The sequence below is a fragment of the Nocardioides sp. WG-D5 genome (genome assembly GCF_054031175.1).
The window spans coordinates 3,543,027-3,564,770 of record NZ_CM132928.1; the positions used below are offsets into that span (position 1 = coordinate 3,543,027).

The following is a 21,744-nucleotide window of genomic DNA, read 5'->3' on the forward strand; positions in this document are numbered from 1 at the left end:
CCGTGCCGGGCCCGGCTGAACCCCGCTCAAATCGTGCAGGTGGCCCCGGCGTGCACCTGTGCACGCCCGGGGCCACCTGTGTGACGTTGCCGAGCAGTCGGTAGGGGGTGATCACTCGGCCATGGTCATGTTTCTCAGAAGGTGCCCAGCGGACCCAGCGGGTTCGGGACCTCGTGGACCGGAAGGCCGTCGAGGGCCGGGTTCTCCATCGGGAGCAGGAAGGAGACCTGGTCCATCTCGCGGTCGGACAGCTCGGACGGCACGGCGCCGCCGAGGATCTTGTCCATCACGATGCCGGGCGCGCCGACGTAGGCGCCGGAGACGGCCAGAGCGGCACCGTTGCCGACCTGGTGCGCGCCACCGTCCCAGTTCACCCAGGCCTTCTTCTGCGCGGGGCTCAGCTCGTCGCCGGTGGCACCCATCAGGATGAGGCCCGGGGCGCCGACCCAGGCGCCGCTGACCATGCGGGCGGCGCCGCCGGTGGCCTGGCCGGCGCCACAGATGAAGCTGGCCCAGGCCTTCTGGCTCGAGGGCGAGAGGTCCGAGGCACCGGCGGAGTTCTCCTTGATGCACTGGGCCTCGGTGCGCTTGTGGTGCTCGTCGCCCGGAGCCGCGTTGGCGGTGCCGGCGGTCAGAGCGATGGCGACACCCGAGAAGGCGGCGACGGCCGCGGCGCGGCGGAGCAGCCCTGTCTTCATGTTCATTTCGTACCTTTCATCGATCAATTCGAATTGAAACATCACGCACGGACGCGACCCCCGGACCGATAACAGACGCATCGATACGTTCGCATCCGGGAAAAGATGCTAGGAGCATCGAGGGTCATCAGCGCAAGCGACACGGCTGTTTTCGTGTCAACTAAGTGCCGAAAGAAATGTAATGACGTAATTTTCGCCAAACTGCAACGTTGTTGTCTGACCGCGCGTAAATGCGCAGATGGCCCGGCCGTGCACGAGTGCACGCCAAGGCCATCTGTAGACGGCGCCGATCGGACCGTGGTGGGAGCTACGACCGGTCGGCAGCAGTCATGTCGCCGCTCAGAAGGATCCGAGGGGAGCCATCGGGTTCGGGACCTGCTCGGTGGGAACGCCGTCGAGAGCCGGGCTGTCCTCGGGGATGAGGAACGTGACCTGCTCGAGCTCGCTCGGCGACAGGTCGCTCGGGGTCGCCCCGCCCGCGATCTGGTCGAGGATGATGCCCGGGGCACCGACGTAGGCGCCGGCGACCATCATGGCGGCACCCTCACCGATCTTGCGGCCACCCTCGTCCCAGTTCTCCCAGGCAGCCAGCTGCTCCGGGGTCAGCGGGGCGCCGGTGGCACCGGCGAGGAGCAGGCCCGGGGCACCGACCCAGGCGCCGCTGACCATCTGGGCAGCACCCTCGGTCACGTAGGAGCCGCCGAGGATGAAGTCCTCCCAGGCCTTCTGCGACGAGGGCGAGAGGTCCGAGGGGGTCACGGAGGAGGCGGCAGGCACCTCGACGTCGGCCGGAGCAGCCGTGGCGGCTCCGGTGGTCAGCGCGAAGGCGACACCCGAGAAGGCGGCGACGGCCGCGGCGCGGCGGAGCAGCCCTGTCTTCTTGCTCATTTCATACCTTTCGTCGATCAATTCGAATTGAAACAACATCAGCGGTCACGGTTCGGCCGACATCGGCATCGGCACGTCCGTGACCGCTTCATGACGCTAAAGACACTGAACGACCGGTTGTCCGAGCGACACGGCATCGGGGTTACCAAGTCAACGTAAACGTTCCATACTGCCCGGTAATACCGTGCCCGGCTGGGTTAATCGCTTCGCGCGAGATGCCGGAGACGCTAGATTGCCGCGTCCACTTCTCGGGACCCCCACGAAGAAGGCCTCGATGAGCTCGGCAACGTACGCACCCGTGAACCCTGGTCCCGATCGGTTGAGGAAGGGCGGCAGGGTCCTCTTGGCGGTTGTCCTCGGACTTCTCGGGGGGCCGCTTGTTCTCCTCGGAACGGGTCTGGCCATCGCGGCCGGGCCCGACGACGTGGTGATGGGCAAGGAGACCCCGATCGAGCAGGGCGCGGCGTACTCCACGCCGGAGGCGTTCGCCTTCGACCGACTCCCGGTCACGGTGCGCGTGGAGGCGATCGGGGAGACGTACATCGGGGTGGGCAACCCGGTCGACGTCCTCGACGTCGTCGAGGACACCAAGGCCGTCGAGATCGCCAGGACCCCGCTGACCAGGGTCAGCGGCACCGCGGGCTCGGGGGACGAGGTGCCGGATGCCTCCCAGGCGCCGTGGTGGCACGGGACGGTCTCGGGCTCCGGTACGCAGGAGCTGAACGTGACGCTCGAGGGCGAGCCGGTCTCGTTCCTGGCCGCGAGCCGGGACGGCGCACCGATCAAGCTCGCCTTCGGGTATCGGCTCGACGGGATCTTCGCGGCCTCGCTGGGCGTCGCCGGCGGTGGTGCCCTGCTGCTGGTTGGCGCGGTGGTCCTGCTGCTGACCGGCAGGCCCGAGCGACCGGAGCAGTGGCAGCCGCCGCGCCCGCCGGCTTCGTACGTTCAGCCGACCCACCCGATCCACCCTGCCCATCCGCCCCGGCCGACGCAGCCGGCTCGGCCGACCCTGACCGGGCCCGCCCCGGAGCGCCCCGCACCGCCACGACCGCCCGCCGGTGGGCTCTACCGCCGCCTGGGCGTGGCGGCGGGGGTCGGCGTACTGACGCTCTCGCTCACCGGCTGCTCGATGCCGGCGGCGGTCGAGCTCGAACCGGCCAGCAAGGTCTCGCTGCGCAAGGACGGCGTCGCCGACCTGATCAAGGACTGGAACAAGCGCAACAACAAGGCGATCAAGGCCAACCAGCCCGGGAAGTGGAAGGGCGAGGCGTGGGCCGAGGCCGACAGCGGACCGGTCCTGGCCAAGGACCAGCTCACCTCCGCGGCGAACAAGAGCTTCGACGTCCGCGATCGCCCGCCCACCTGGAGGGCCGTGCCGGGACGGGTGTGGTCGGTGCAGCTCGGCGAGTACCCGATGTGGGCGGTCATCGAGGTCAACGTCAAGGGCGAGAGGAAGGCGAAGCTGACCCGGCTGGCCGTCTACGAGCAGCAGGACGCCCTCTCGCCCTGGAAGGTACACAGCAGCCTCGGGGTCAAGAAGAAGGCAGTGCCGTCCGAGGTCGAGGGAGCGGCGCCTGTTTCGGCCGCGGTGACGAAGCAGGTCGAGGAGGTCGCGGCCACGATCGACGCCTACCTCGAGAAGCCCACGAGGATCGACGGCCTCGACGGGTTCAAGAAGCTCGCCGACCCCGGCGAGGAGATCGCGGCGTACGCCTCGGACATGGGTGTCGACCTGGTCAGGACGACGGCCGAGCCCTTCGACACGACCAGCACCCGCATCGTGCAGACGCCCGAGGGTGCCCTCGCGATGCTGGACTTCACGACCGACTCCATCGTCGGCGGCCAGGACAGCGAGTGGGAGTGGAACCCGCCCTATGACGAGTTCCGCAGCCGGGCGGGCAAGAACCTGTCGATCCGGACGGCGGTGACGGTCGCGGTCCTGGTGCCGCAGGACGGGGACCCGTCGGTCCTCGGCGTCGAGTACGGCGAGATCATGGGCGCGAAGGTGAAGAACTGACCCCCAGGGTTCATCCGATGCTCGCGTGAGCGGCGGGTGGGCTTTCCTGGGGAGGTCTAGCGTCGCAGCATGCATCATGCTGCGGCCGTGGGCCTGGCCATCGGCGCATGCGTCCTGTTCTCGCTCTCCGCTGCCGTTCAGCAGCGCGCCAGCGCTCTCGCGCCCGGCCGCAGCGGCGGGATCTCCGGGGTCGAGCAGCTGATGCTGGCGCTGGTGCGCAACCCGCTGTGGGTCACCGGCGCGGCGATCAACGCCGTCGGCTTCGGGGTGCAGGCGGTCGCGCTCCACCTCGGGTCGGTCTCGGTGGTGCAGTCGGTGATGCCCACCCAGCTGCTCTTCGCGCTCGTCTTCGCGTCCATCGCCGCGCGCCACTGGCCGACGGTCGTCGACTGGGTCAGCGGGGCCGCGATCTGCGGCGGCGTGATCCTGCTGGTCACCGACGACCATCGCGGCGGGACCTACGCCGACGTCGGCCGCGTCGCCCTCTTCGCGGCGTGCGTGGCGGTCGTGATCTGCGTACTCCTGCTGGTGGCGCACCGGTTCCCGCCGCCGATCGCTGCGGCGACCACGGCGGTCGCGGCCGGGTGCTCGTTCGCGACCACCTCGGTGCTGCTGAAGATCACCGCCGACCGGGCCGCCGCCGACGGCTTCGTCGGGCTGCTCACGCTGCCGGCGTTCTACGGGCTGCTGTGCACCTGCGGCCTCGGCATCGTGCTCACCCAGGCGGCACTGGCCGCCGGGCCGCTGCCCTGGGCGATGGCGGCGATGACGATCACCAACCCCACCGTCTCGTACGTCGCGGCCGTTGTCGCGTTCGGCGCGTCCGCCCCCACGCTGTGGGTCGCGGTGAGCGCCGGGGCCCTGCTGGTCACCGGGATCGTCGGGCTCGCCCGGTCACGCTCGGCGCAGCGGTGGACGCCGGTGCAGCCGGAGCCGACCGTGATCCGCGTCCACTCGGACGTGCCCTAGGCCCGATCCTGCATCGACCGCGGCCAGGAGCGCCGTCGCGTCGACCTGGGCTTGAGGTGCTCGGGCAGCGCGCTGATGTAGGGCGCGGCATGCCGGCAGTCGCCGCAGGTGACGTTGCGGTAGTCGTAGGTGGTCGTCGGATCTTCCCCGTAGGCGCTGCACACCGGGCCGAACGAGTCGGCGAAGTGGGTGGGCTGCGGCAGTGTTACCTGGTCGGCTTCAGCGGTGACTTTCGTTGAATCGCTCATGGTGAACGGTCTAACGAGTCAACGGCTCATGCGTAACGCCGAGCCCGCCGGGCCGCCTGCCGCTGCCGCGAACGAGCGAGGAGATAGGTCGGCGCGGTCTCCTGCGCGAGGCTCTCGTGGAGCTCCAGCATCTGCTCGATCGTGCGTGACCACGGGAACTGCTCGGCGCGCTCCCGGGCCGCGTGGCGGGTCGCCGCCACGGGCCGCTCGGCGACGTCGATCACCGCGTCGGCCAGCGCGGTGGGGTGGGCAGGGGCCCAGGCTCCGCACCGGGGGTCGATGAGCTCGCGGGCGCCGCCGCGGTCGGCGGTCACCACCGGCGTACCGCTGGCGAGGGCTTCCAGGACGGCGAGCCCGAAGGTCTCGCGCGGGCAGACCGAGAGCGCCACGTCGGCCTCCGCCAGCGCCCGGGCGATCCGGTGGCGGTCGGAGACGTGCCCGTGGAAGACGATCGGCGCGCCGGCGGCGAGCGCCTCGATCTCGGCACGGTGCGGTCCGTCCCCATAGACGTCCATCCGTACGTCGAACCCACGGCGATGCAGCTCGACGGCGGTGGCGACGGCGAGATCGGGCGACTTCTCCCGGGACAGGCGGCCGACGTGGACGATCCGCAGGGTGTCGTCGCGGTGGCCGGGCGAGGGCTGGAAGAAGTCCAGGTCGACGCCCAGCGGCACCTGCGCGATCGGGCAGCCGACGGTCGCCGCCAGCGGCTCGAACTCGTGCCGGGCGTAGTCGGAGGTGACCAGCACCTGGTCGAAGGAGCGCACCAGCATCCGGTTGAGCAGCGCGGTGGAGACCTTCGAGGTGGTGTCCATGCCGGTGTAGGTGGGCATGTACTCGTCGAGCCGCTCGTGTGAGAAGAGCACCGTGCCGATGCCCTGCCGCCGGGCCCAGCGCGAGACCGGCAGCATCGTGAACTTGTCGCTGACCTCGAGGCTCGTCGGGCGGTAGCGGGTCAGCACGTCGGTGACCCGCCACGGCTCGATGATGAGCCGGTAGCCGCCGCCCACGCGTGGCGCTCTCAGTTGCACCACCTCGCCGAGGTCGGTCGAGGTGACCGCGTCGTACGGGCCGGGGACGACGAGAAGCCGGTCGTGGCCCGCCTCGACATATCCGCGGGCGAGAGCCTCCAGAGCCGTCTTCATCCCTCCGGACGTGGGGCCGACGAAGTTCGCGAGCTGAGCGATGAGCACGGGCCACATCGTGTGGCATCGAGGTAGCCCGTCGGCGACCTCGATGTGACGTCGGCATGGCGAGGTGGCGTATTGGTTCAGGGTCGAACGTTCGGGAGTAGCGTTTGCGGTATGACCAACCTGGACGCGCACCCCACCCCCGTCGAGTGTGTCGGAGGCACTGGCGACGAAGGCGTCGAGATCCAGATCATCACTCCGCGCGACGTGCCTCTGGGTGGTCCTCGGGCGATGAACGTACGCCGCACCCTGCCCGCCCGCGCGCGCTCGCTGATCGGCGCGTGGTGCTTCCTGGACCACTACGGTCCCGACGACGTCGTGGTCTCCGGCGGGATGGAGGTGCCGCCCCACCCGCACACCGGGCTGGCGACGGTCTCCTGGCTGTTCACCGGGGAGATCGAGCACCGTGACTCGGTCGGCACCGTGGCGATGGTGCGCCCGGGCGAGGTCAACCTGATGACCGCAGGGCGCGGCATCTCCCACTCGGAGAACTCGACGCCCGAGGCGACTGTCCTGCACGGGGCGCAGCTGTGGGTCGCGCTGCCGGACGAGTTCCGCGATGTCGAGCCGGCCTTCGAGAACCACGTCCCGACGCCGATCGAGCGCGACGGGGCGACGGTCAGGGTCTTCCTGGGCTCGCTCCTGGGCTCCACGTCCCCGGTGCGCACCTACTCCGAGCTCCTCGGCGCCGAGATCCTGCTCGAGCCCGGCGCCCGGCTGGAGATCCCGGTCGAGAGCCGGTTCGAGCACGGCGTACTCGTGGACACGGGCGAGGTCTCGATGACCGGCGTGGGCCCGTCCGGCCCGGCCTCGGCCACGGTGGAGAAGGACTCGCTGGCGTACGCGCCTCCGGGTGCCACCACCCTGGTCCTGCAGGCCGGTGAGGCGTGGACCCGGCTGCTCCTGCTCGGCGGTCCGCCGTTCGGCGAGTCGATCATCATGTGGTGGAACTTCGTCGGGCGTACGCACGACGAAGTCGTGGCCTACCGCCAGGAGTGGCAGGACCAGATCACCCGCGGTGGAGGCGAGGTCGTCGAGGACTCCCAGGAGCTGGCCGAGGGGCGTTTCGGCGTGGTCGAGGGCAACCACCAGAGGCCCATCCCGGCGCCTCCGCTGCCCAACGCGCGCCTCCGCTCCCGGTCCTAGCTCGCGGTCTTAGGTGGCGTCGCGGCTCGTGCTTAGACTGCAGTCGTGAGTGACGAATCCGCAGACCCAGGGGTCGTGCTGGCCGTGGCGGTGGGCCGCAGCCGTAGCCAGGCGGCGGTCTTCGACCTCGCCGGCCGCGAGCTGGCCGGCGACACCCGCGACCACGAGGTCGGTATCTCCGCCGAGGCGCTGATGCCGGAGATCGTCGAGCGGATGACCAAGATGGTGGCCTCGATCGATCTGCCGGTGCTGGCGATCGGGATGAGCCTTCCCGGCGTGGTCAACCCCGATCTCGGGATGAGCATCGACACCCCGGCGATGGGCGGCTGGGACGGCGTCCAGCTGGCGCCCTACTTCACCTCGCTGACCGACGCCCCGCTGATCCTCGCCCACGACGCCCACGCGCTGGCGCGCTCGGAGCTCTTCAACTCCGACCATCCCGTACGCAACGCCCTGGTGATCAAGGCCTCGACCGGCCTCGGCATGGGCATCATCACCGACGGCAAGGTGGTCACCGGTGCGCTCGGGGCCGCCGGCGAGATCGGCCACACCCGCATCGACGCCGCCGGCGACCGGCCCTGCCGCTGCGGCTCCACCGGCTGCCTGGAGACGGTCGCGTCCGGCTGGGCGCTCGCGCAGCGGCTGACCGACTCCGGCGTCCCCGCCGGTCACGTACGCGACTTGGTGGCCGCCGCGCTGGCCGGCGACGCGGTGGCGCGCGGGCTGCTGCGCGAGGGCGGACGACAGCTCGGCGAGGTGGTGGCCACGGCCGTCAACCTGCTCAACCCGGAGGTCGTCGTCATCGGCGGCGACATGGCCGGCGCCTTCGACCTCTACACCGCCGGGGTGCGCGAGAGCGTCTACGCCCGCGCCAACCCGATCGCCACCCGCGAGCTCACCTTCATGGCCCAGCTGCACGGGGACTCCTCGGGCTTGGTCGGCTGCGCCGCGATGGCCATCGAATCCATCGCCTCGTGATCGTCGGCCTGCTCTGGCTGCTCGGGTGCCAGCTGGCCGGAACCGCGATCGTGGAGCTGACCGGGATCCCGCTGCCCGGTCCGGTGGTGGGCATGCTGCTGCTCTTCGTCGTGCTGCTCCTGCGCCGCCGCGACGGCGAGGACGACCCGGTCATCCAGGTCGGTGACTACTTCCTCTCCCACCTGCAGCTCTTCTTCATCCCGGCCGGCGTCGGCGTGATCGCCTACGTCGCGGTCATCCGTGACGCGGCGGTGCCGATCGTGGTCGCGCTGCTCGGCTCCTGGATCCTCGGACTGGCCACGGTGGGCTGGGTGCTCGGCCTGTTCCTCCGCCGGGTTCCGTCGGTCGCCGGCACCGAGGGCGCGCCCGGGGAGGAGATCGAGTGAGCGTCATCCTGTGGCTGTTCGTGACGGTGGCGGCGTACGAGCTCGGGCGGTGGCTGCGCAAGCGGACCCACTCGCCGCTGGCGCAGCCGGTGGCGGTCGCGATCGTGATCGTCGGCACGCTGCTGACGGTCAGCGGCACGGCCTACGACGACTACGCCGACGCCACCGCGCTGATCAGCTTCCTGCTCGGCCCGGCGACGGTGGCGCTGGCGATCCCGCTCTACCACCAGGTCTCCCGGCTGAAGGGGATGGTGGTGCCGGTCCTGGTCGCACTGACCGCCGGTGCGGTGGTCTCGGTGGTCAGCGGCATCCTGCTGGTGCGCTGGCTCGGTGGCAGCGACGTGCTCGAGCGGACGATGGCTCCGAAGGCGGTGACGACGCCGGTGGCGATCGAGCTGACCGACCGCCTCGGCGGCTATCCGGAGCTGTCGGCGGCCTTCGCCATCGTGATCGGGATCATCGCCGCGATGGTCGCGCCGCGGGTGCTGACCCTGCTCGGGATCCGCGACCCGCGAGCCCGTGGCGTCGCCGTCGGCGCCGTCTCCCACGGCATCGGCACCGCCCGGATGCTGGAGGAGAGCCAGGTCGAGGGCGCCTTCTCCGGCCTGGCGATGGGCCTCACCGCGGTCGTGACGTGTCTCATGGTTCCGCTGGCGGCGTACTTCCTCCTCTGACCCGGCCCACGCCCTAACGTTGGTCTCATGGCTCGAGTGCACGCCTTCACCGACGACGTACTCGGCACTCTCGACGCGGTCGGGGTCGCCGAGGCCCTGCGGCGTGGTGATCTCAGCACCGTGGAGGCGGTCGAGGCGGCCATCGCCCGGATCGAGGCGGTCGACCCCGCGCTCGCCGCGATGGCCTACCGCACCTTCGACCGCGCCCGGGTCCAGGCGCGCGCTCCCCGGGCAGGGTTCTTCGCGGGCGTGCCCACCCTGATCAAGGACAACACCGACGTCGCCGGGGTGCCCACCAGGAACGGCACGGATTCGTACGTCATGCCGCCGGCGTCACGCAACGGCGAGATGACCAAGCTGCTCTTCAAGCTCGGCCTGCTGTCGCTGGGCAAGACGCAGCTCTCCGAGTTCGGCTTCTCGGGCACCGCCGAGCACGCGCGGCTCGGGGCGGTGCGCAACCCGTGGGACACCGGCCGGGTGGCCGGTGCCTCCTCGGCGGGGTCGGGTGCGCTGGTGGCCGCCGGGGCGGTGCCCATCGCCCACGGCAACGACGGTGGTGGCTCGATCCGGATCCCGGCCGGCGCCTGTGGGCTGGTCGGCCTCAAACCGACCCGTGACCGACTGCCGCAGGACCCGCTCTACGGGCTGCTGCCCCTCAAGATCGTCACCGACGGCGTCCTGACCCGATCGGTCCGAGACACGGCCGCCTTCTTCCGGGAGGCCGAGAAGGCGCACCACACCTCGTTGCCGCCGATCGGGAACGTCACCGGTCCCGGCTCGAAACGGCTCCGGTTCGCGGTCTTCACCGGCGCGCTCGGGCGCGAGGCCAGCCCCGAGGTCGCCGAGCTGACGATGAAGACGGCGGCGGTGCTCGAGGAGCTGGGCCACACCGTCGAGACGGTCCCACCGCCGGTGCCCGAGACCTTCGCCGACGACTTCGTCCTCTACTGGGGCACGCTCGCCGTCGCCCTGGTCAACGCCGGCCCGCTGCGCGGCAAGACCTGGGACCGGCAGCGACTCGACAACCTCACCGTCGGCCTGGCCCAGCACACGATGAGGAACGCCAAGCACGTTCCGGCCGCCATCGTCCGGCTGCGCAAGGTGCAGGCGATCGCGGAGGGGTTCCATGCTGCGTACGACGTCGTCCTGACGCCCACCGTCGCGCACGAGACGCCGGAGGTCGGCCGGCTGGCCCCGAGCCAGGCCTACGACCTGGTGATGAAGCGGCTGATGGACTGGGTCGCGTTCACCCCGTGGCAGAACGTCACCGGTGGGCCGGCGGTGTCGCTACCGGTCCAGCAGACGCTCGCCGGGCTGCCCCAGGGGATGATGTTCGGGGCCGCGCCAGGACAGGAGCGAATGCTCCTCGAGCTGTCCTACGAGCTCGAGGAAGCGATGGGTTTCGCGCGCATCTGGGAGCCCGGCGGGAGCGCCGAGGACCCCGCTGACCTGCGGTGATGCGGTCGCCGAGCGAAGGGTGCTTCTCGATTTGTTGACCATCGCGCCGTGCCGTAATGTTCTCTCTCGCAACGCCCCTTTAGCTCAGTCGGCAGAGCGTCTCCATGGTAAGGAGAAGGTCTACGGTTCGATTCCGTAAAGGGGCTCTGGAGTTCGGGACCCGCAGTAGGAATACTGCGGGCCTGATTCCTGTTGAGGCGGGGTAGCTCAGGCGGTTAGAGCGCACGACTCATAATCGTGAGGTCGCGGGTTCGATCCCCGCCCCCGCTACCGCCAAAGACCGCATCACCTCGATCAGCACTGTAAGGAAACTCCTGTGGCCAGCAAGAGCAGCGACGTTCGCCCGAAGATCACCCTCGCTTGCACCGAGTGCAAGGAGCGGAACTACATCTCGAAGAAGAACCGTCGGAACGACCCCGACCGCATCGAGCTCAACAAGTACTGCCCGCGTTGCCGCAAGCACACCGCGCACCGCGAGACCCGCTGAAGCATCTCAGTAGAGCGCGACGCTGATCGGCGCTCCGAACGCCCCGCCCCGAGTTCCGGGAGGCGGGGCGTTCGTTCTTTTGCCGAGACATCACCCCGGTCGGCCGAGACGTCGCTCCCGTCGGTCGAGCTGTCAGGCCGGTGCCATCTCGGCCGACGTACGTGACGCCTCGGCCGACGCGGGCGACTTCTCGGCCGACCACTAGAGTTGGCCGCATGGCAGTTGATGGGTCGCTCGTAGGGCGCGCGTTTCCTCCGACCAGGCCCTATCGGGTCACCGACGAGAAGGTGCGGGAGTTCGCTGCCGCCACCGGTGTGGGCTGGGAGAGCGGGGACCCGGTCCCCGCGACGTTCCCGATCGTGCTCGCCTTCGACGCGATGAACGCGTTCCTCGACGACGTCGAGGTGGAGCTGTCGCGGATCGTGCACGGCGAGCAGAAGTTCTCCTACGCCCGGCCGATCGCGCCGGGTGACGTGCTGACCGCGACCCTGAGCGTCGCCTCGCTGCGCCAGATCGGCGGCAACGACATCATCGGCACCGTCTCGGAGATCACCGACGACTCCGGTGCGGTCGTGTGCACCACGTCCGCCACCCTGGTCCACCGAGCGGCGGAGGTCGCCTGATGACACTCGAAGCAGGCGCCGAGCTCGCCCCGAAGACCTACCCCGTGACCCGGGCGTCGCTGGTCCGCTACGCGGGCGCGAGCGGCGACTTCAACCCGATCCACTGGTCCGACCGGATCGCCACCGCCGTCGGCCTCCCCGGCGTGATCGCCCACGGCATGTTCACCATGGCCCTCGTCGCCCGAGCCGTCTCGGAGTGGACCGACGGTGCCGAGGTCGTCGACTTCGGTGCGAAGTTCACCAACCCGGTCGTGGTGCCGGACGACGACGAGGGGACGTCGGTGACGGTCAGTGGCACCGTGAAGTCGGTCGAGGACGGGCTCGCGACGATCGCCCTGACCGTGGTCTCGACAAGCTCGACCACCGGGGAAGCCCAGAAGGTGCTCGGTATGCCGAAGGTCTCCGTACGTGTCTGAATCACTGTCCCGCCACACCACCTTCCATCTCGGCGGCCCGGCGGCGGAGTTCGTCACCGCGACGACCGAGGGGGAGATCATCGACGCCGTGACCGCGGCCGACGCGGCGGGCCAGGACGTGCTCGTCCTCGGCGGCGGCAGCAACCTCGTCGTGGCCGACGCCGGGTTCCCGGGCACCGTCATCAAGCTGGCGACCACGGGCGTCGAGGTGGAGACGGTCGAGGGTGGCGTACTCGTCACGGTGGCGGCGGGCGAGACCTGGGACGACTTCGTGACCACCGCCGTCGACAAGGGCTGGAGCGGGGTCGAGGCACTCTCCGGCATCCCCGGCAGCGTGGGCGCGACGCCGATCCAGAACGTCGGGGCGTACGGCCAGGACGTCTCCCAGACCATCACCTCGGTGAGGGTGTTCGACCGCGAGCTTCGCGAGCTGCGCACCTTCACCGCGGAGGAGTGCGGGTTCGGCTACCGCTGGTCGCGGTTCAAGGAGGTGCTCGGACGCTACGTGGTCCTCGAGGTCACCTTCCGGCTCGGCACCGACGGCGAGACCGGCTCGCCGATCGCCTACGCCCAGCTGGCCGGCGCCCTCGGCGTCGAGCAGGGCACCCGGGTGCCGTCCAAGCAGATCCGCGAGGCCGTCCTGGCGCTGCGTCGCAGCAAGGGCATGGTCATCGACGAGGCCGACCACGACACCTGGTCGGCGGGCTCGTTCTTCACCAACCCCGTGGTCGCGCCGGACGACGTGCCCGAGGGCGCTCCGGCGTACCCGCAGCCCGACGGCACCGTGAAGACCTCCGCCGCCTGGCTCATCGACCACGCCGGTTTCAAGAAGGGCCACACGCCCGAGGGTCTGGCGGGCAGGGTCTCGCTCTCCACGAAGCACACCCTCGCCCTCACCAACCGCGGCGAAGGCACGACCGAGGATCTCCTCGTGCTGGCACGAGAGGTCCGTGACGGGGTCGAGGCGGCGTACGGGATCGTGCTCGTCAACGAGCCGGTCATGCTCGGCGTGGAGCTCTAGGCGCGACCAGCCCCGACTCGTACGCGATCACGACGAGCTGGGCGCGGTCACGCGCGTGCAGCTTCGTCATGGCCCGGTTGATGTGGGTCTTCGCGGTCAGCACGCTGATCACCATGGTCTCGGCGACCTCGTCGTTGGTCATGCCCCGGGCGACCAGGGCGACCGCCTCGCGCTCCCGGTTGGTGAGCTCGGCGAGCCCGAGGGGTGCGTCGGCGGGCGAGGGCTGGGCGACGTACTGGTCGATCAGCGCGCGGGTGATCGACGGCGCCAGCAGCGCGTCGCCTCGGGCGGCGACCCGGACGGCGTGGACGAAGTCCTCCGGCTGGATGTCCTTGACGAGGAACCCGGCGGCGCCGGCACGTAGGGCCTCGAGGACGTACTCGTCCATCCCGTAGTTGGTCAGGATCACCACGTGCACGCCGCCCAGCGAAGGGTCGGCGGCGATTCGCCGGGTCGCCTCGAGACCGTCGGCGACCGGCATCTGAATGTCGACCATCGCCACGTCGGGCAGGTGCTCGCGGGCGAGCGTCACCGCCTCGACGCCGTTCGCCGCCTCGGCGACCACCTCGATGTCGTCCTCGAGGTTGAGAAAGGCCCGGAACCCGCTCCGGATGAGCGGCTGGTCGTCGACCAGGAGCACCCGGATCACGACGTACGCTCCACCGGCAGCCGCGCCTCGACCATGAAACCGCCCTCCTCGCGGGGTTGTGCCCGCAGCTCACCTCCGAGAGCGGAGACCCGCTCTCGCATCCCGAGCAGACCCACGCCGGGGACGGTCGCCGCCGGGGCGCCGGTGCCGTTGTCCTCGACCCGGATGCCGATCGAGCCGGGCCGATGGTCGATCCGGACCGACGCGGTGGTGGCCGCGGCGTGACGGGTCACGTTGGTCAGCGCCTCCTGGACGATCCGGTAGGCCGTCCGGCCCACCGCCACGGGCACCGTGCCGGGCTGCCCGTCGACGGTCAGCGTGACCTCCAGCCCGGTGGCTCCGGCGGACCCCACCAGATCGCGTACGTCCTCGAGCCCCCGCGGCGGGTTCGGATCGTCGTCACGCAGTGCCGTCAGCGTCGCCCGCAGCTCGCGGGCCGCCTCGCGCCCGGCCTCCCGGATCGCCAGCAGCGACTCGGGGACCTCCTCGCCGCGCCGCTGCGCCACGTGGACGGCGGCCTCGGACTGCACCTTGATGACCGAGATCTGGTGGGTGAGCGAGTCGTGCAGCTCGCGGGCGATGTGGAGGCGCTCGTCGTCGGCCCGGCGCTGGGCGGCGGCCTCCCGGGTGCGCTCGGCCTCGTCGGCCCGCCGCTCGGCCTGCCGGAGCGCCTCGCCGGCGGCGGCCGCCGCGATCAGCCAGGCGATCTCGAGGGCTCCGCGCGCCTGCTCGGAGGCGGCGCCGAAGTCGCCCGTGGCGGCGTACGCCACCAGGAACAGTCCGCTCTGCATCACGACGGCGGCGAGCAGCGTGACCAGCCGATGTCCCTCGCGCACCGCCGCGTAGACCGCGACCAGGAACGCGATCACCGCGACGTCGAAGCCGAGCGCCTGAAAGGCCAGTCCGCACGCGCCACTGACGACCAGCACGGCGACCGGCGCCCGGCGCCGGACGACGAGGACCAGAGCGCTCGCGACCAGCGCGGCGTAGCCGAGCAGCTCGTTGCCGGAGCCCGGGTGGCCGCCGCTCAGCGCAGCAGCCAGCTGGGCCACGGCCACTCCTGCGGCGATACCTGCGTCCCCGAGGGTGATCCGCCGCCTGGCCATGCGAGCAGGATATGCCCGCGGCGCCGCGCGCGAGTCCGTCTCCCGTAGGACTTCCGGCTACCACGTACGCAGTAGCGACGGCGCCGAAGAGTCCACGTCGGCAGGACGACTCGGAGGTGCGCCGACGAGACGATCGAGTCATCCGATGGAACTCGACGAAGGAGTCTCACATGTCCCTGAACGATGTGCTCGTCAACGCTGCCGGCTCGGACGTCGGTGCCTACACACTGACCACCGCCCGGCTCTGGGCGACGCTTGCCGCGTTCGTCGGGTTCGGCGGAGCGGTGGCCGGTGCGGCGGCACTGTCCCGCGCCGTCCGGGGTGTCGGCAACCGTGGCCGCAACGGCGCCGTCGTGGCGCTCGGCTGCGGTTCGATCGCCCTGGTCGTGGGCGTGGTCAACCTCTTGGTCGCCGACGGCGGGCCGGGCACCGGCAACGGCGTCGTCGGCGGCGGGATGGCGATCGTCCTCGGCCTCGCGGCCCTGGCCCTGGGCGCCGTCACCCTGCGCAGAGCCCGCCGAGTCGGCGCAAATGTCCCACGCTGAAAGGTCGAGTCGGCGCATCTGTCCCAGAATCCCGGGACAGATGCGCCGACTCGGCGCGAAATTCCGGGACATCAGCGCCGGGTCGGGATCAGGCGCGCTTCAGGTGCACCAGGACCTCGTGGTGATCGGTGTTCGGGAACATGTCCAGCAGACGTGCGGACACCGGTCGCAACGAGGGCATGTCACGCAGGTCGCGGGCGAGGGTGTCGACGTTGCACGAGGAGTAGACGACGTGCTCGACGCCCGACTCCTCCAGCCATCCGGCGAGCGAGGAGCCGATGCCGCGCCGCGGCGGGTTGACGATGACCAGGTCGGGTGCGGCGCCCGCCGAGAGGGCGTACGCCGTCGCGTCCCCGGCCACCCAGCTGGTGCCCGACAGGCCCAGCTCGGCGGCGGTCGAGGCGGCGGCCTCGATCGCCTGCTCGCTGGACTCGACGCCGAGGACCTCCCGCCCCGGGGCGGCGACGTGCAGCCCGAAGCCACCGACGCCGCAGTAGAGGTCCCATACCGAGCCCGGTGACACCGCGGAGACCAGGTCGCGGGCCTGGCGGTAGAGGGCCGCGGCGACGGCGGTGTTGGTCTGGAAGAAGGAGTGCGGCCGCAGTCGCAGGCCGATCCCGTTGACCTCCATCGTGAGCGCCTCGCGGGCGGTCAGGAAGATCTCCTCGGGCCCCTCGATGACGGCCTTGTGCTCGGGCTGGATGTTGACCGAGGCGACCGCGATCGGCAGCTCGTCGAGCAGCGCCGGAAGGTGCTTGCGCAGCCGGGCCAGCGCCTCGGTGGACCGCAGCACCCAGCGCACCATCAGCTCCCCGGTGGGAGCCTCGGTGACGATCACGTGCTTGAGCTCGCCACGCCGCTCGGGCACCGAGTAGGGGGTCAGCCGCGCGGCCGTGACGAACCGCGACAGGACCGGCAGCGCGGCCTGCAGCCCCGGCGTGTGCAGCCCGCACGCGAGCAGATCCACGCCGAGACCGTCGTGGGACAGGATCCCCAGCGTCGGCGCCTCCACCGACCCGGCGACGACCATCTTCGCCTTGTTGCGGAAACCGGCCTCCGGGCTGGAGACCGGTTCCTCCCAACGTACGGCGCCGGGCCAGACCGCATCGAGCGCGGTCGCGACCCGCTGCTGCTTCTGCGCCAGCTGGTCGGCGTACGCCATCTCCAGCCAGCGGCAGGAGCGGCAGGCGTCGGAGGTGAAGTAGCCGCAGTCCATCGGTCAGATGCGGCTGCTCAGCATCGCGTTGATGCTGTCGAACGTCGTGGTGGGGTCGGTCTCCTCGGCGACGACGAAGAGCATCACGATGATGAAGATGACGTAGGCGACCCAGAAGAGCAGGTAGAGCGCCCCGAAGATCGTCCCGATGAGGCCGGTGATGAACCCGGCCTGCGCGTTGCCGCGGCCGCCGTAGGCCGAGGGGTTGGCGTCGATCTCGGCCATCACCCGCTTGCCCTTGATCCATCCGAACGGTGCGATGAAGACGCCGATCCCGCCGCACATGACCGACAGGCACAGGCCCACGATCCCGAACACCATCGCCGAGTTGGCCTCGGGGTGGGGAGGAGGCGGCGGGAACCCGTAGGGCGCCGGCTGATGGCCCGGCTGATAGCCCGGCGGTGGCGTGCTCGTCATCCCTCAGAACTCGCTGTCGTACGGCTCGTAGCCACTGTCGTAGCCGCCGTCGTCGAAACCGCCGCTGACGCCGATGACGATGATGATGGCGATGACGAGGATGCTCAGGACCAGCAGGACGGTGCCGATGATGCCGAGGATGAAGCCGGCCTGAGCGTTGCCGCGGCCGGTGAGGGCGCCGGCGGCCGCATCGATCCGCTTCTTCGCGGACAGACCCATGAAGAGGGCGAAGGGGGAGAGCACGATCGGGAGGCCGCAGAAGAACCCGCCCGCGAGCCCGATGATGCCCAGGACCATCGCGGTGGTCGCGCCGGAGTCCGGGGTGCCCACCTGAGCCGAGTACGCAGCCGGTGCGCCGTAGGGCGCCTGGCCGTAGCCCGGCTGAGCGCCATAGGCCGGCGGCGTCTGGCCGTAGCCCGTTGCCGGCGCCGGCGGGACCGGCGGCTTCTGGTCGAAGGTCGCCCCGCCGTAGGGGTTCGCCGGCTGCTCGCCGTAGGTCTGGCCGTACATCGGCTGGGTCGGCGCGGGCGGCGTCGACGCAGGCGGAGTCGCCACCCGGGTCGCGTCGGACTCGTCCTGCCCGGGCTGAGCCGGTTCGGACGGGGTCGGCGGAGGCGGCGTGGAGGCGTCGGCCGGCTGGTTGGGATCGGGCTGATCGTCGGACGGGTTCGTCATGGCCGACATTCTGTCTTAACTCGGCGGATCCGTGGGTTGCGAGGGCGTATTGAGCCAGTCGTCCACCTCGGCGAGCAGACCCTTCTTGGTCGACTCGGGCGCGGTCGATGCGGTGATCGACATCCGCGCCAGGTCGGCGAGGGTCTCGTCGGTGAGCTCGTGAGCGGCCCGCATCGTCGCGTACTGCGCCGCCAGCCGGGACCCGAACAGCAGCGGGTCGTCGGCCCCGAGCGCCACCGTCGCGCCCGCGTCGAGCAACTGCGGCAGCGGAACGGAGGTGAGGTCGGAGTAGACGCCGAGCGACACGTTGGAGGTCGGGCAGACCTCCAACGCGACGCCCGCACGCACGATCTCGTCGAGCAGCACCGGGTCCTCGGCAGCGCGTACGCCGTGACCCAGACGGGTCGCGTGCAGCGACCGCAGCACGGTGCGGATGTGCTCGGGGCCGCGCAGCTCACCGCCGTGCGGCATCAGCCGGAGCCCGGCACGCTCGGCGATCCGGAAGGCGTGGTCGAACTCCTCGGTCCGGCCGCGCCGCTCGTCGTTGGAGAGCCCGAACCCGACCACACCGTGGTCGACGTACTGCCCGGCCAGGCGCGCCAGCGTGCGCGCGTCCATCGGGTGGCGGGTGCGGTTGGAGGCGATGATCACCGCGATCCCCAGCCCGGTCGCCCGCTCGGCGTCGCCGACGGCGTCCAGCACCAGATCGGTGAAGGCCGTGATCCCGCCGAACTTCGCCGCGTAGCCCGACGGGTCGACCTGGATCTCGAGCCACCTGCCGCCGTCGCGTACGTCGTCCTCGGCGACCTCCATGACGAGCCGCCGGATGTCGGCCTCGGTGCGCAGCACCGAGCGGGCCACGTCATAGAGCCGCTGGAACCGGAACCAGCCCTTCTCGTCGGCCGCGCTCAGCGCCGGCGGCCACTCCGACACCAGCTGGTCGGGCAGCCGGATCCCGTCGCGGGTGGCAAGCTCGAGCAGGGTCTCGTGGCGCATCGCCCCCGTGAAGTGCAGGTGCAGATGCGCCTTCGGCAGCGTACGTAGGTCGCGTCGGTCAGAAGTCACGCGAGCAGCTTCTCCGCAGCGGCCAGCTTCACGCACACCGTGACGACCTCCATGGCCGCGCTGACCTGCTCCAACGGCGGGAAGGACGGGGCGAGGCGGATGTTGGTGTCCTCGGGGTCGACCTTGCCGGGGAACGCCGAGCCCGCGGGGGTCAGCGCGACGCCGGCACCCTTGGCCAGCTCGATCACCCGGGTCGCGGTGCCCGGGAGCACGTCGAGGCTGACGAAGTAGCCGCCGGCGGGCCTGGTCCAGGTCGCCACACCGAGCGCGCCGAGCTGGTCGGTGAGCGCGTCCTCGACGGCCGCGAACCGCGGCGCCAGGAGCTCGCGGTGCTTGGCCATGTGCTCGCGTACGCCGGCAGCCGAGCCGAAGAACTCCGCGTGCCGCAGGTGGTTGACCTTGTCGGGGCCGATCGCGCCGTGGCTCAGGTGGTCGAGCCACCAGGCGACGTTCTCCTTCGAGCCGCCGAAGAAGCCGACGCCGGCGCCCGCGTAGGTGACCTTGGAGGTCGAGGCGAAGACCAGCGGGCGGTGGGGATTGCCGGCGGCGTTGGCCAGCGAGACGACGTCGGCGGTCTTGGTCTCGGCCGGGGTGAGGTGGTGCAGCGCGTAGGCGTTGTCCCAGAAGATCTTGAAGTCGGGCGCGGCGGTCGGCATCGACGCGAGCCGCTCGGCGATCTCCTGCGAGGTGGTGTCACCGGTCGGGTTGGCGTAGGTCGGCACCAGCCACATGCCCTTGATCGTCGGGTCGTCCTTGACCAGGGCGGCGACGGCCTCGACGTCGGGCCCGTCGGCGTGCATCGGGACGGTGACCATCTCGATCCCGAACCACTCGAGCAGTGTGAAGTGGCGGTCGTAGCCCGGCACCGGGCAGATGAACTTCACCGTCTCCTCGCGACCCCAGGGACGCTCGCTGTCGACGCCACCGTGAAGCCACAGGTACATCAGCGTGTCGCGCATCATGGTGAGGCTCGAGTTGCCGCCGGCGATGATCTGGTCGGGCTCCAGGCCGAGCAGCTCGGCGTAGATCTCACGGATCTCGATGCCGCCCGCCAGACCGCCGTAGTTGCGCGTGTCGGTGCCGTCCGGGGCCGTCGTCGACTTGGGGAGATGGAGCAGGCCGTCGGAAAGGTCGAGCTGGTCCGCGGAGGGCTTCCCCCGGGTCAGGTCCAGCTTCAGGCCCTTGGCCACCAAGTTGTCGTACGCCGTGCGCTGCTCCGTTGCGAACGCTTCGAGTTCCTCGCGCGAGAGCTCGGCGAGGGGACGGGGATCTGAGGTCATGCCAGCAATCCTATGGGTCATCGCACCCCGGTTTTGGAACCGCCATCGCCCCGTGCGTAGACTCACCGTTGGTGGTCTTCCCACATGGTTAGCCGCGCCCTCAACCGCGCGTCTGATGCAGACCTCCGTAGGGCACTAGCTCAACTGGCAGAGCATCGGTCTCCAAAACCGAAGGTTGGGGGTTCAAGTCCCTCGTGCCCTGCAAAGCCGGACCAGCGATGGAAACGTTTTCGAGAGAAGGTGGCGGCGTGACGGACAGCAAGGCAGTCCCGACTCCGAACGACAAGAAGACGGAGAAGCGCACCAGTCTCCCGACGTTCTACCGCCAGGTCGTGGCCGAGCTCCGCAAGGTCGTCTGGCCGACGCAGAACCAGCTCACGACGTACTTCATCGTGGTTCTGGTCTTCGTCCTCGTGATGATGGCGATCACCGCGGGCCTTGACCTCGGGTTCGGCAAGTTGATGTTCTGGGTGTTCGGCGGCCGCGACGCGTGATCGCGTGGGCCCCGGCCCGCGGAACACACCCGATACACACAATCAACGGTTTGGAGCAGGACGTGTCTGAGCAGGACTACACCGAGGAGACCGAGGTCCTCGAGACGGCCGAGGCCGCCTCCGACGTGCCTGCAGAGGCCGAGTTCGACGAGGCCGGCGAGGCCGAGGAGTCCGACGACGCTTCCTTCGACGAGATCGTCGAGGGCGAGGCCCCTGAGGCCGCTGACGACGACCCGCTCGAGGCGTTCCGCCGTGAGCTGTGGGCCAAGCCGGGCGACTGGTTCGTGATCCACACCTACTCCGGCATGGAGAACCGGGTGAAGTCCAACCTGGAGAACCGCATCGTCTCCCTCAACATGGAGGACTACATCCACGAGATCGTGGTCCCCACCGAGGAGGTCCCGGAGATCAAGAACGGCCAGCGCAAGATGGTCAAGCGCACCGTTCTCCCGGGTTACGTGCTGGTCCGGATGGACCTCACCGACGAGTCCTGGGCCGCCGTACGCCACACCCCGTCCGTGACCGGCTTCGTCGGCCACAGCCACCAGCCGGTGCCGCTGTCGATGACCGAGGTCGAGAACATGCTCGCCCCCGCCGTCGTCGCCCAGGCCGAGGCCGAGGCTGCCGCCGCCGGTGAGGCCGCGACCGCCAGCACCGGTGCCACCGGCACCGCCAAGAAGCCCGTCGAGGTCGTCGACTTCGCCGAGGGCGACTCGGTCACCGTCGTCGACGGCCCCTTCGCCACCCTCCACGCGACCATCACCGAGCTCAACGCCGAGTCGCAGCGCGTCAAGGCGCTCGTCGAGATCTTCGGCCGCGAGACCCCGGTCGAGCTCTCGTTCAACCAGATCGAGAAGGTCTGAGCCTGTGACCTGCGACGAAGTCGCAGGTCACAACGCGAAGAGGTCGAGCGAGCGTCACCGCTGAGCTTGCGAAGCGGTGTAAGCGGGTCGAGACCCAGTCTAAGAAGACTCAGCACGCCGAACGCCCGGGCACGAAGCCCCGGGCGTTCCGCGATTTCGCGACGCATGCTGGCCGCGACCCTCGCCCAGTACAACCATCGGCGCGGCTGGTGCGTCACCAGGTCATGGAGCGAAG

General features: G+C 70.3%; 25 protein-coding genes and 3 tRNA genes. 17 read left to right on the top strand and 11 right to left on the bottom strand.

The annotated features are described in order from the left end of the window. Positions 1–134: 134 nt before the first annotated feature. Together ACWZJV_RS17235 and ACWZJV_RS17240 are read right to left on the bottom strand one after the other, a co-directional pair. Entirely contained in the window at positions 135–704 is a 570-nt protein-coding gene (locus ACWZJV_RS17235) for a type III effector (protein ID WP_457177383.1), read from the bottom strand. Between the two features lie 333 nt (positions 705–1,037). Further along, complete coding sequence (locus tag ACWZJV_RS17240; protein ID WP_008364264.1) at positions 1,038–1,586, bottom strand: hypothetical protein; 549 nt, start codon at positions 1,584–1,586, stop codon at positions 1,038–1,040. Between the two features lie 274 nt (positions 1,587–1,860). Here ACWZJV_RS17240 and ACWZJV_RS17245 point away from each other — a divergent pair, with 274 nt between their 5' ends. Together ACWZJV_RS17245 and ACWZJV_RS17250 are read left to right on the top strand one after the other, a co-directional pair. After that, on the top strand, positions 1,861–3,603 hold the full coding sequence (locus ACWZJV_RS17245; protein WP_457177385.1) for a hypothetical protein: 1,743 nt from the start codon (positions 1,861–1,863) through the stop codon (positions 3,601–3,603). Positions 3,604–3,672: 69 nt separating this feature from the next. Next, positions 3,673–4,572 carry a DMT family transporter gene (locus ACWZJV_RS17250; protein WP_457177387.1) on the top strand — a complete coding sequence of 300 codons (900 nt, stop codon included), beginning with the start codon at positions 3,673–3,675 and terminating at the stop codon, positions 4,570–4,572. Here the strand turns inward: ACWZJV_RS17250 and ACWZJV_RS17255 are convergent. After that, entirely contained in the window at positions 4,569–4,820 is a 252-nt protein-coding gene (locus ACWZJV_RS17255) for a hypothetical protein (protein ID WP_457177389.1), read from the bottom strand. The genes ACWZJV_RS17250 and ACWZJV_RS17255 overlap by 4 nt on opposite strands. Positions 4,821–4,846: 26 nt before the next feature. Further along, the gene (locus tag ACWZJV_RS17260) at positions 4,847–6,022 is read right to left on the bottom strand and encodes a glycosyltransferase (RefSeq protein WP_231380436.1); all 1,176 of its coding nucleotides are present in this window, start codon (positions 6,020–6,022) and stop codon (positions 4,847–4,849) included. A gap of 102 nt (positions 6,023–6,124) precedes the next feature. On the opposite strand from ACWZJV_RS17260, the gene ACWZJV_RS17265 reads away from it, so the two are divergent. From ACWZJV_RS17265 to ACWZJV_RS17315, 11 genes are all read left to right on the top strand, one after another. Continuing rightward, the gene (locus ACWZJV_RS17265; protein WP_457177391.1) at positions 6,125–7,156 is read left to right on the top strand and encodes a pirin family protein; all 1,032 of its coding nucleotides are present in this window, start codon (positions 6,125–6,127) and stop codon (positions 7,154–7,156) included. Between the two features lie 45 nt (positions 7,157–7,201). Then, a complete protein-coding gene (locus ACWZJV_RS17270; RefSeq protein WP_457177393.1) occupies positions 7,202–8,134 on the top strand; it encodes an ROK family protein in 933 nt (310 codons plus the stop codon). Then, positions 8,131–8,520, top strand: coding sequence for a CidA/LrgA family protein (locus ACWZJV_RS17275; RefSeq protein WP_196875705.1), 390 nt, complete (start codon positions 8,131–8,133; stop codon positions 8,518–8,520). The genes ACWZJV_RS17270 and ACWZJV_RS17275 overlap by 4 nt, the downstream gene beginning before the upstream one ends. Continuing rightward, entirely contained in the window at positions 8,517–9,194 is a 678-nt protein-coding gene (locus ACWZJV_RS17280; protein WP_457177396.1) for an LrgB family protein, read from the top strand. The genes ACWZJV_RS17275 and ACWZJV_RS17280 overlap by 4 nt, the downstream gene beginning before the upstream one ends. Before the next feature lie 27 nt (positions 9,195–9,221). Beyond that, complete coding sequence (locus ACWZJV_RS17285; RefSeq protein WP_457177398.1) at positions 9,222–10,652, top strand: amidase; 1,431 nt, start codon at positions 9,222–9,224, stop codon at positions 10,650–10,652. 73 nt (positions 10,653–10,725) lie between these two features. Then, positions 10,726–10,798, top strand: a tRNA-Thr gene (locus ACWZJV_RS17290). 50 nt (positions 10,799–10,848) lie between these two features. Next, a tRNA-Met gene (locus tag ACWZJV_RS17295) sits at positions 10,849–10,922 on the top strand. 46 nt (positions 10,923–10,968) lie between these two features. Further along, the gene (gene rpmG, locus ACWZJV_RS17300) at positions 10,969–11,139 is read left to right on the top strand and encodes a 50S ribosomal protein L33 (protein WP_091042824.1); all 171 of its coding nucleotides are present in this window, start codon (positions 10,969–10,971) and stop codon (positions 11,137–11,139) included. A gap of 215 nt (positions 11,140–11,354) precedes the next feature. Further along, positions 11,355–11,762, top strand: coding sequence for an FAS1-like dehydratase domain-containing protein (locus ACWZJV_RS17305; protein ID WP_196875702.1), 408 nt, complete (start codon positions 11,355–11,357; stop codon positions 11,760–11,762). Next, entirely contained in the window at positions 11,762–12,178 is a 417-nt protein-coding gene (locus tag ACWZJV_RS17310; RefSeq protein ID WP_196875701.1) for a MaoC/PaaZ C-terminal domain-containing protein, read from the top strand. Before ACWZJV_RS17305 ends, ACWZJV_RS17310 begins: the two co-directional genes overlap by 1 nt. Continuing rightward, on the top strand, positions 12,171–13,199 hold the full coding sequence (locus ACWZJV_RS17315; protein ID WP_457177401.1) for a UDP-N-acetylmuramate dehydrogenase: 1,029 nt from the start codon (positions 12,171–12,173) through the stop codon (positions 13,197–13,199). The genes ACWZJV_RS17310 and ACWZJV_RS17315 overlap by 8 nt, the downstream gene beginning before the upstream one ends. On the opposite strand, the gene ACWZJV_RS17320 is transcribed toward ACWZJV_RS17315, so the two are convergent. Together ACWZJV_RS17320 and ACWZJV_RS17325 are read right to left on the bottom strand one after the other, a co-directional pair. Continuing rightward, positions 13,177–13,848 (bottom strand): response regulator, encoded by a 672-nt coding sequence (locus ACWZJV_RS17320; RefSeq protein ID WP_457177403.1) that lies wholly within the window; start codon positions 13,846–13,848, stop codon positions 13,177–13,179. The two genes, ACWZJV_RS17315 and ACWZJV_RS17320, sit on opposite strands and share 23 nt — an antisense overlap. Then, positions 13,845–14,954 (bottom strand): sensor histidine kinase, encoded by a 1,110-nt coding sequence (locus ACWZJV_RS17325; protein ID WP_457177405.1) that lies wholly within the window; start codon positions 14,952–14,954, stop codon positions 13,845–13,847. Before ACWZJV_RS17325 ends, ACWZJV_RS17320 begins: the two co-directional genes overlap by 4 nt. 170 nt (positions 14,955–15,124) lie before the next feature. Between ACWZJV_RS17325 and ACWZJV_RS17330 the strand changes: the two genes are divergently transcribed. Continuing rightward, positions 15,125–15,499, top strand: a complete 375-nt coding sequence (locus ACWZJV_RS17330) for a DUF6223 family protein (RefSeq protein ID WP_457177407.1) — start codon at positions 15,125–15,127, stop codon at positions 15,497–15,499. 88 nt (positions 15,500–15,587) lie between these two features. On the opposite strand, the gene rlmC is transcribed toward ACWZJV_RS17330, so the two are convergent. From rlmC to ACWZJV_RS17355, 5 genes are read right to left on the bottom strand one after another with little or no spacing between them, the layout of a single operon-like run. Next, entirely contained in the window at positions 15,588–16,715 is a 1,128-nt protein-coding gene (rlmC, locus tag ACWZJV_RS17335) for a 23S rRNA (uracil(747)-C(5))-methyltransferase RlmC (RefSeq protein ID WP_457177409.1), read from the bottom strand. A 3-nt stretch (positions 16,716–16,718) separates the two neighbouring features. Next, complete coding sequence (locus tag ACWZJV_RS17340) at positions 16,719–17,132, bottom strand: DUF4190 domain-containing protein (protein WP_457177411.1); 414 nt, start codon at positions 17,130–17,132, stop codon at positions 16,719–16,721. Positions 17,133–17,135: 3 nt separating this feature from the next. Then, the gene (locus ACWZJV_RS17345) at positions 17,136–17,807 is read right to left on the bottom strand and encodes a DUF4190 domain-containing protein (RefSeq protein WP_457177412.1); all 672 of its coding nucleotides are present in this window, start codon (positions 17,805–17,807) and stop codon (positions 17,136–17,138) included. Positions 17,808–17,822: 15 nt separating this feature from the next. Next, positions 17,823–18,872: an adenosine deaminase gene (locus ACWZJV_RS17350; protein ID WP_457177414.1), complete on the bottom strand. Its 1,050-nt coding sequence runs from the start codon at positions 18,870–18,872 to the stop codon at positions 17,823–17,825. Further along, the gene (locus ACWZJV_RS17355; protein WP_457177416.1) at positions 18,869–20,152 is read right to left on the bottom strand and encodes an aminotransferase class I/II-fold pyridoxal phosphate-dependent enzyme; all 1,284 of its coding nucleotides are present in this window, start codon (positions 20,150–20,152) and stop codon (positions 18,869–18,871) included. The genes ACWZJV_RS17350 and ACWZJV_RS17355 overlap by 4 nt, the downstream gene beginning before the upstream one ends. Positions 20,153–20,281: 129 nt before the next feature. Here ACWZJV_RS17355 and ACWZJV_RS17360 point away from each other — a divergent pair. From ACWZJV_RS17360 to nusG, 3 genes are all read left to right on the top strand, one after another. Continuing rightward, positions 20,282–20,354: transfer RNA gene (locus tag ACWZJV_RS17360), tRNA-Trp, on the top strand. A 16-nt stretch (positions 20,355–20,370) separates the two neighbouring features. Continuing rightward, positions 20,371–20,646, top strand: a complete 276-nt coding sequence (gene secE, locus ACWZJV_RS17365) for a preprotein translocase subunit SecE (RefSeq protein ID WP_008362901.1) — start codon at positions 20,371–20,373, stop codon at positions 20,644–20,646. 62 nt (positions 20,647–20,708) lie between these two features. Beyond that, the gene (gene nusG / locus ACWZJV_RS17370) at positions 20,709–21,509 is read left to right on the top strand and encodes a transcription termination/antitermination protein NusG (RefSeq protein WP_457177418.1); all 801 of its coding nucleotides are present in this window, start codon (positions 20,709–20,711) and stop codon (positions 21,507–21,509) included. Positions 21,510–21,744 lie beyond the last annotated feature (235 nt).

Coding starts and splice junctions, on each gene's coding strand:
- ACWZJV_RS17235 (WP_457177383.1), bottom strand. CDS start 704: ATGAACATGAAGACAGGGCTGCTCCGCCGCGCCGCGGCCGTCGCCGCC.
- ACWZJV_RS17240 (WP_008364264.1), bottom strand. CDS start 1,586: ATGAGCAAGAAGACAGGGCTGCTCCGCCGCGCCGCGGCCGTCGCCGCC.
- ACWZJV_RS17245 (WP_457177385.1), top strand. CDS start 1,861: ATGAGCTCGGCAACGTACGCACCCGTGAACCCTGGTCCCGATCGGTTG.
- ACWZJV_RS17250 (WP_457177387.1), top strand. CDS start 3,673: ATGCATCATGCTGCGGCCGTGGGCCTGGCCATCGGCGCATGCGTCCTG.
- ACWZJV_RS17255 (WP_457177389.1), bottom strand. CDS start 4,820: ATGAGCGATTCAACGAAAGTCACCGCTGAAGCCGACCAGGTAACACTG.
- ACWZJV_RS17260 (WP_231380436.1), bottom strand. CDS start 6,022: ATGTGGCCCGTGCTCATCGCTCAGCTCGCGAACTTCGTCGGCCCCACG.
- ACWZJV_RS17265 (WP_457177391.1), top strand. CDS start 6,125: ATGACCAACCTGGACGCGCACCCCACCCCCGTCGAGTGTGTCGGAGGC.
- ACWZJV_RS17285 (WP_457177398.1), top strand. CDS start 9,222: ATGGCTCGAGTGCACGCCTTCACCGACGACGTACTCGGCACTCTCGAC.
- ACWZJV_RS17305 (WP_196875702.1), top strand. CDS start 11,355: ATGGCAGTTGATGGGTCGCTCGTAGGGCGCGCGTTTCCTCCGACCAGG.
- ACWZJV_RS17310 (WP_196875701.1), top strand. CDS start 11,762: ATGACACTCGAAGCAGGCGCCGAGCTCGCCCCGAAGACCTACCCCGTG.
- ACWZJV_RS17325 (WP_457177405.1), bottom strand. CDS start 14,954: ATGGCCAGGCGGCGGATCACCCTCGGGGACGCAGGTATCGCCGCAGGA.
- ACWZJV_RS17330 (WP_457177407.1), top strand. CDS start 15,125: ATGTCCCTGAACGATGTGCTCGTCAACGCTGCCGGCTCGGACGTCGGT.
- rlmC (WP_457177409.1), bottom strand. CDS start 16,715: ATGGACTGCGGCTACTTCACCTCCGACGCCTGCCGCTCCTGCCGCTGG.
- ACWZJV_RS17340 (WP_457177411.1), bottom strand. CDS start 17,132: ATGACGAGCACGCCACCGCCGGGCTATCAGCCGGGCCATCAGCCGGCG.
- ACWZJV_RS17345 (WP_457177412.1), bottom strand. CDS start 17,807: ATGACGAACCCGTCCGACGATCAGCCCGATCCCAACCAGCCGGCCGAC.
- ACWZJV_RS17355 (WP_457177416.1), bottom strand. CDS start 20,152: ATGACCTCAGATCCCCGTCCCCTCGCCGAGCTCTCGCGCGAGGAACTC.
- secE (WP_008362901.1), top strand. CDS start 20,371: ATGGAAACGTTTTCGAGAGAAGGTGGCGGCGTGACGGACAGCAAGGCA.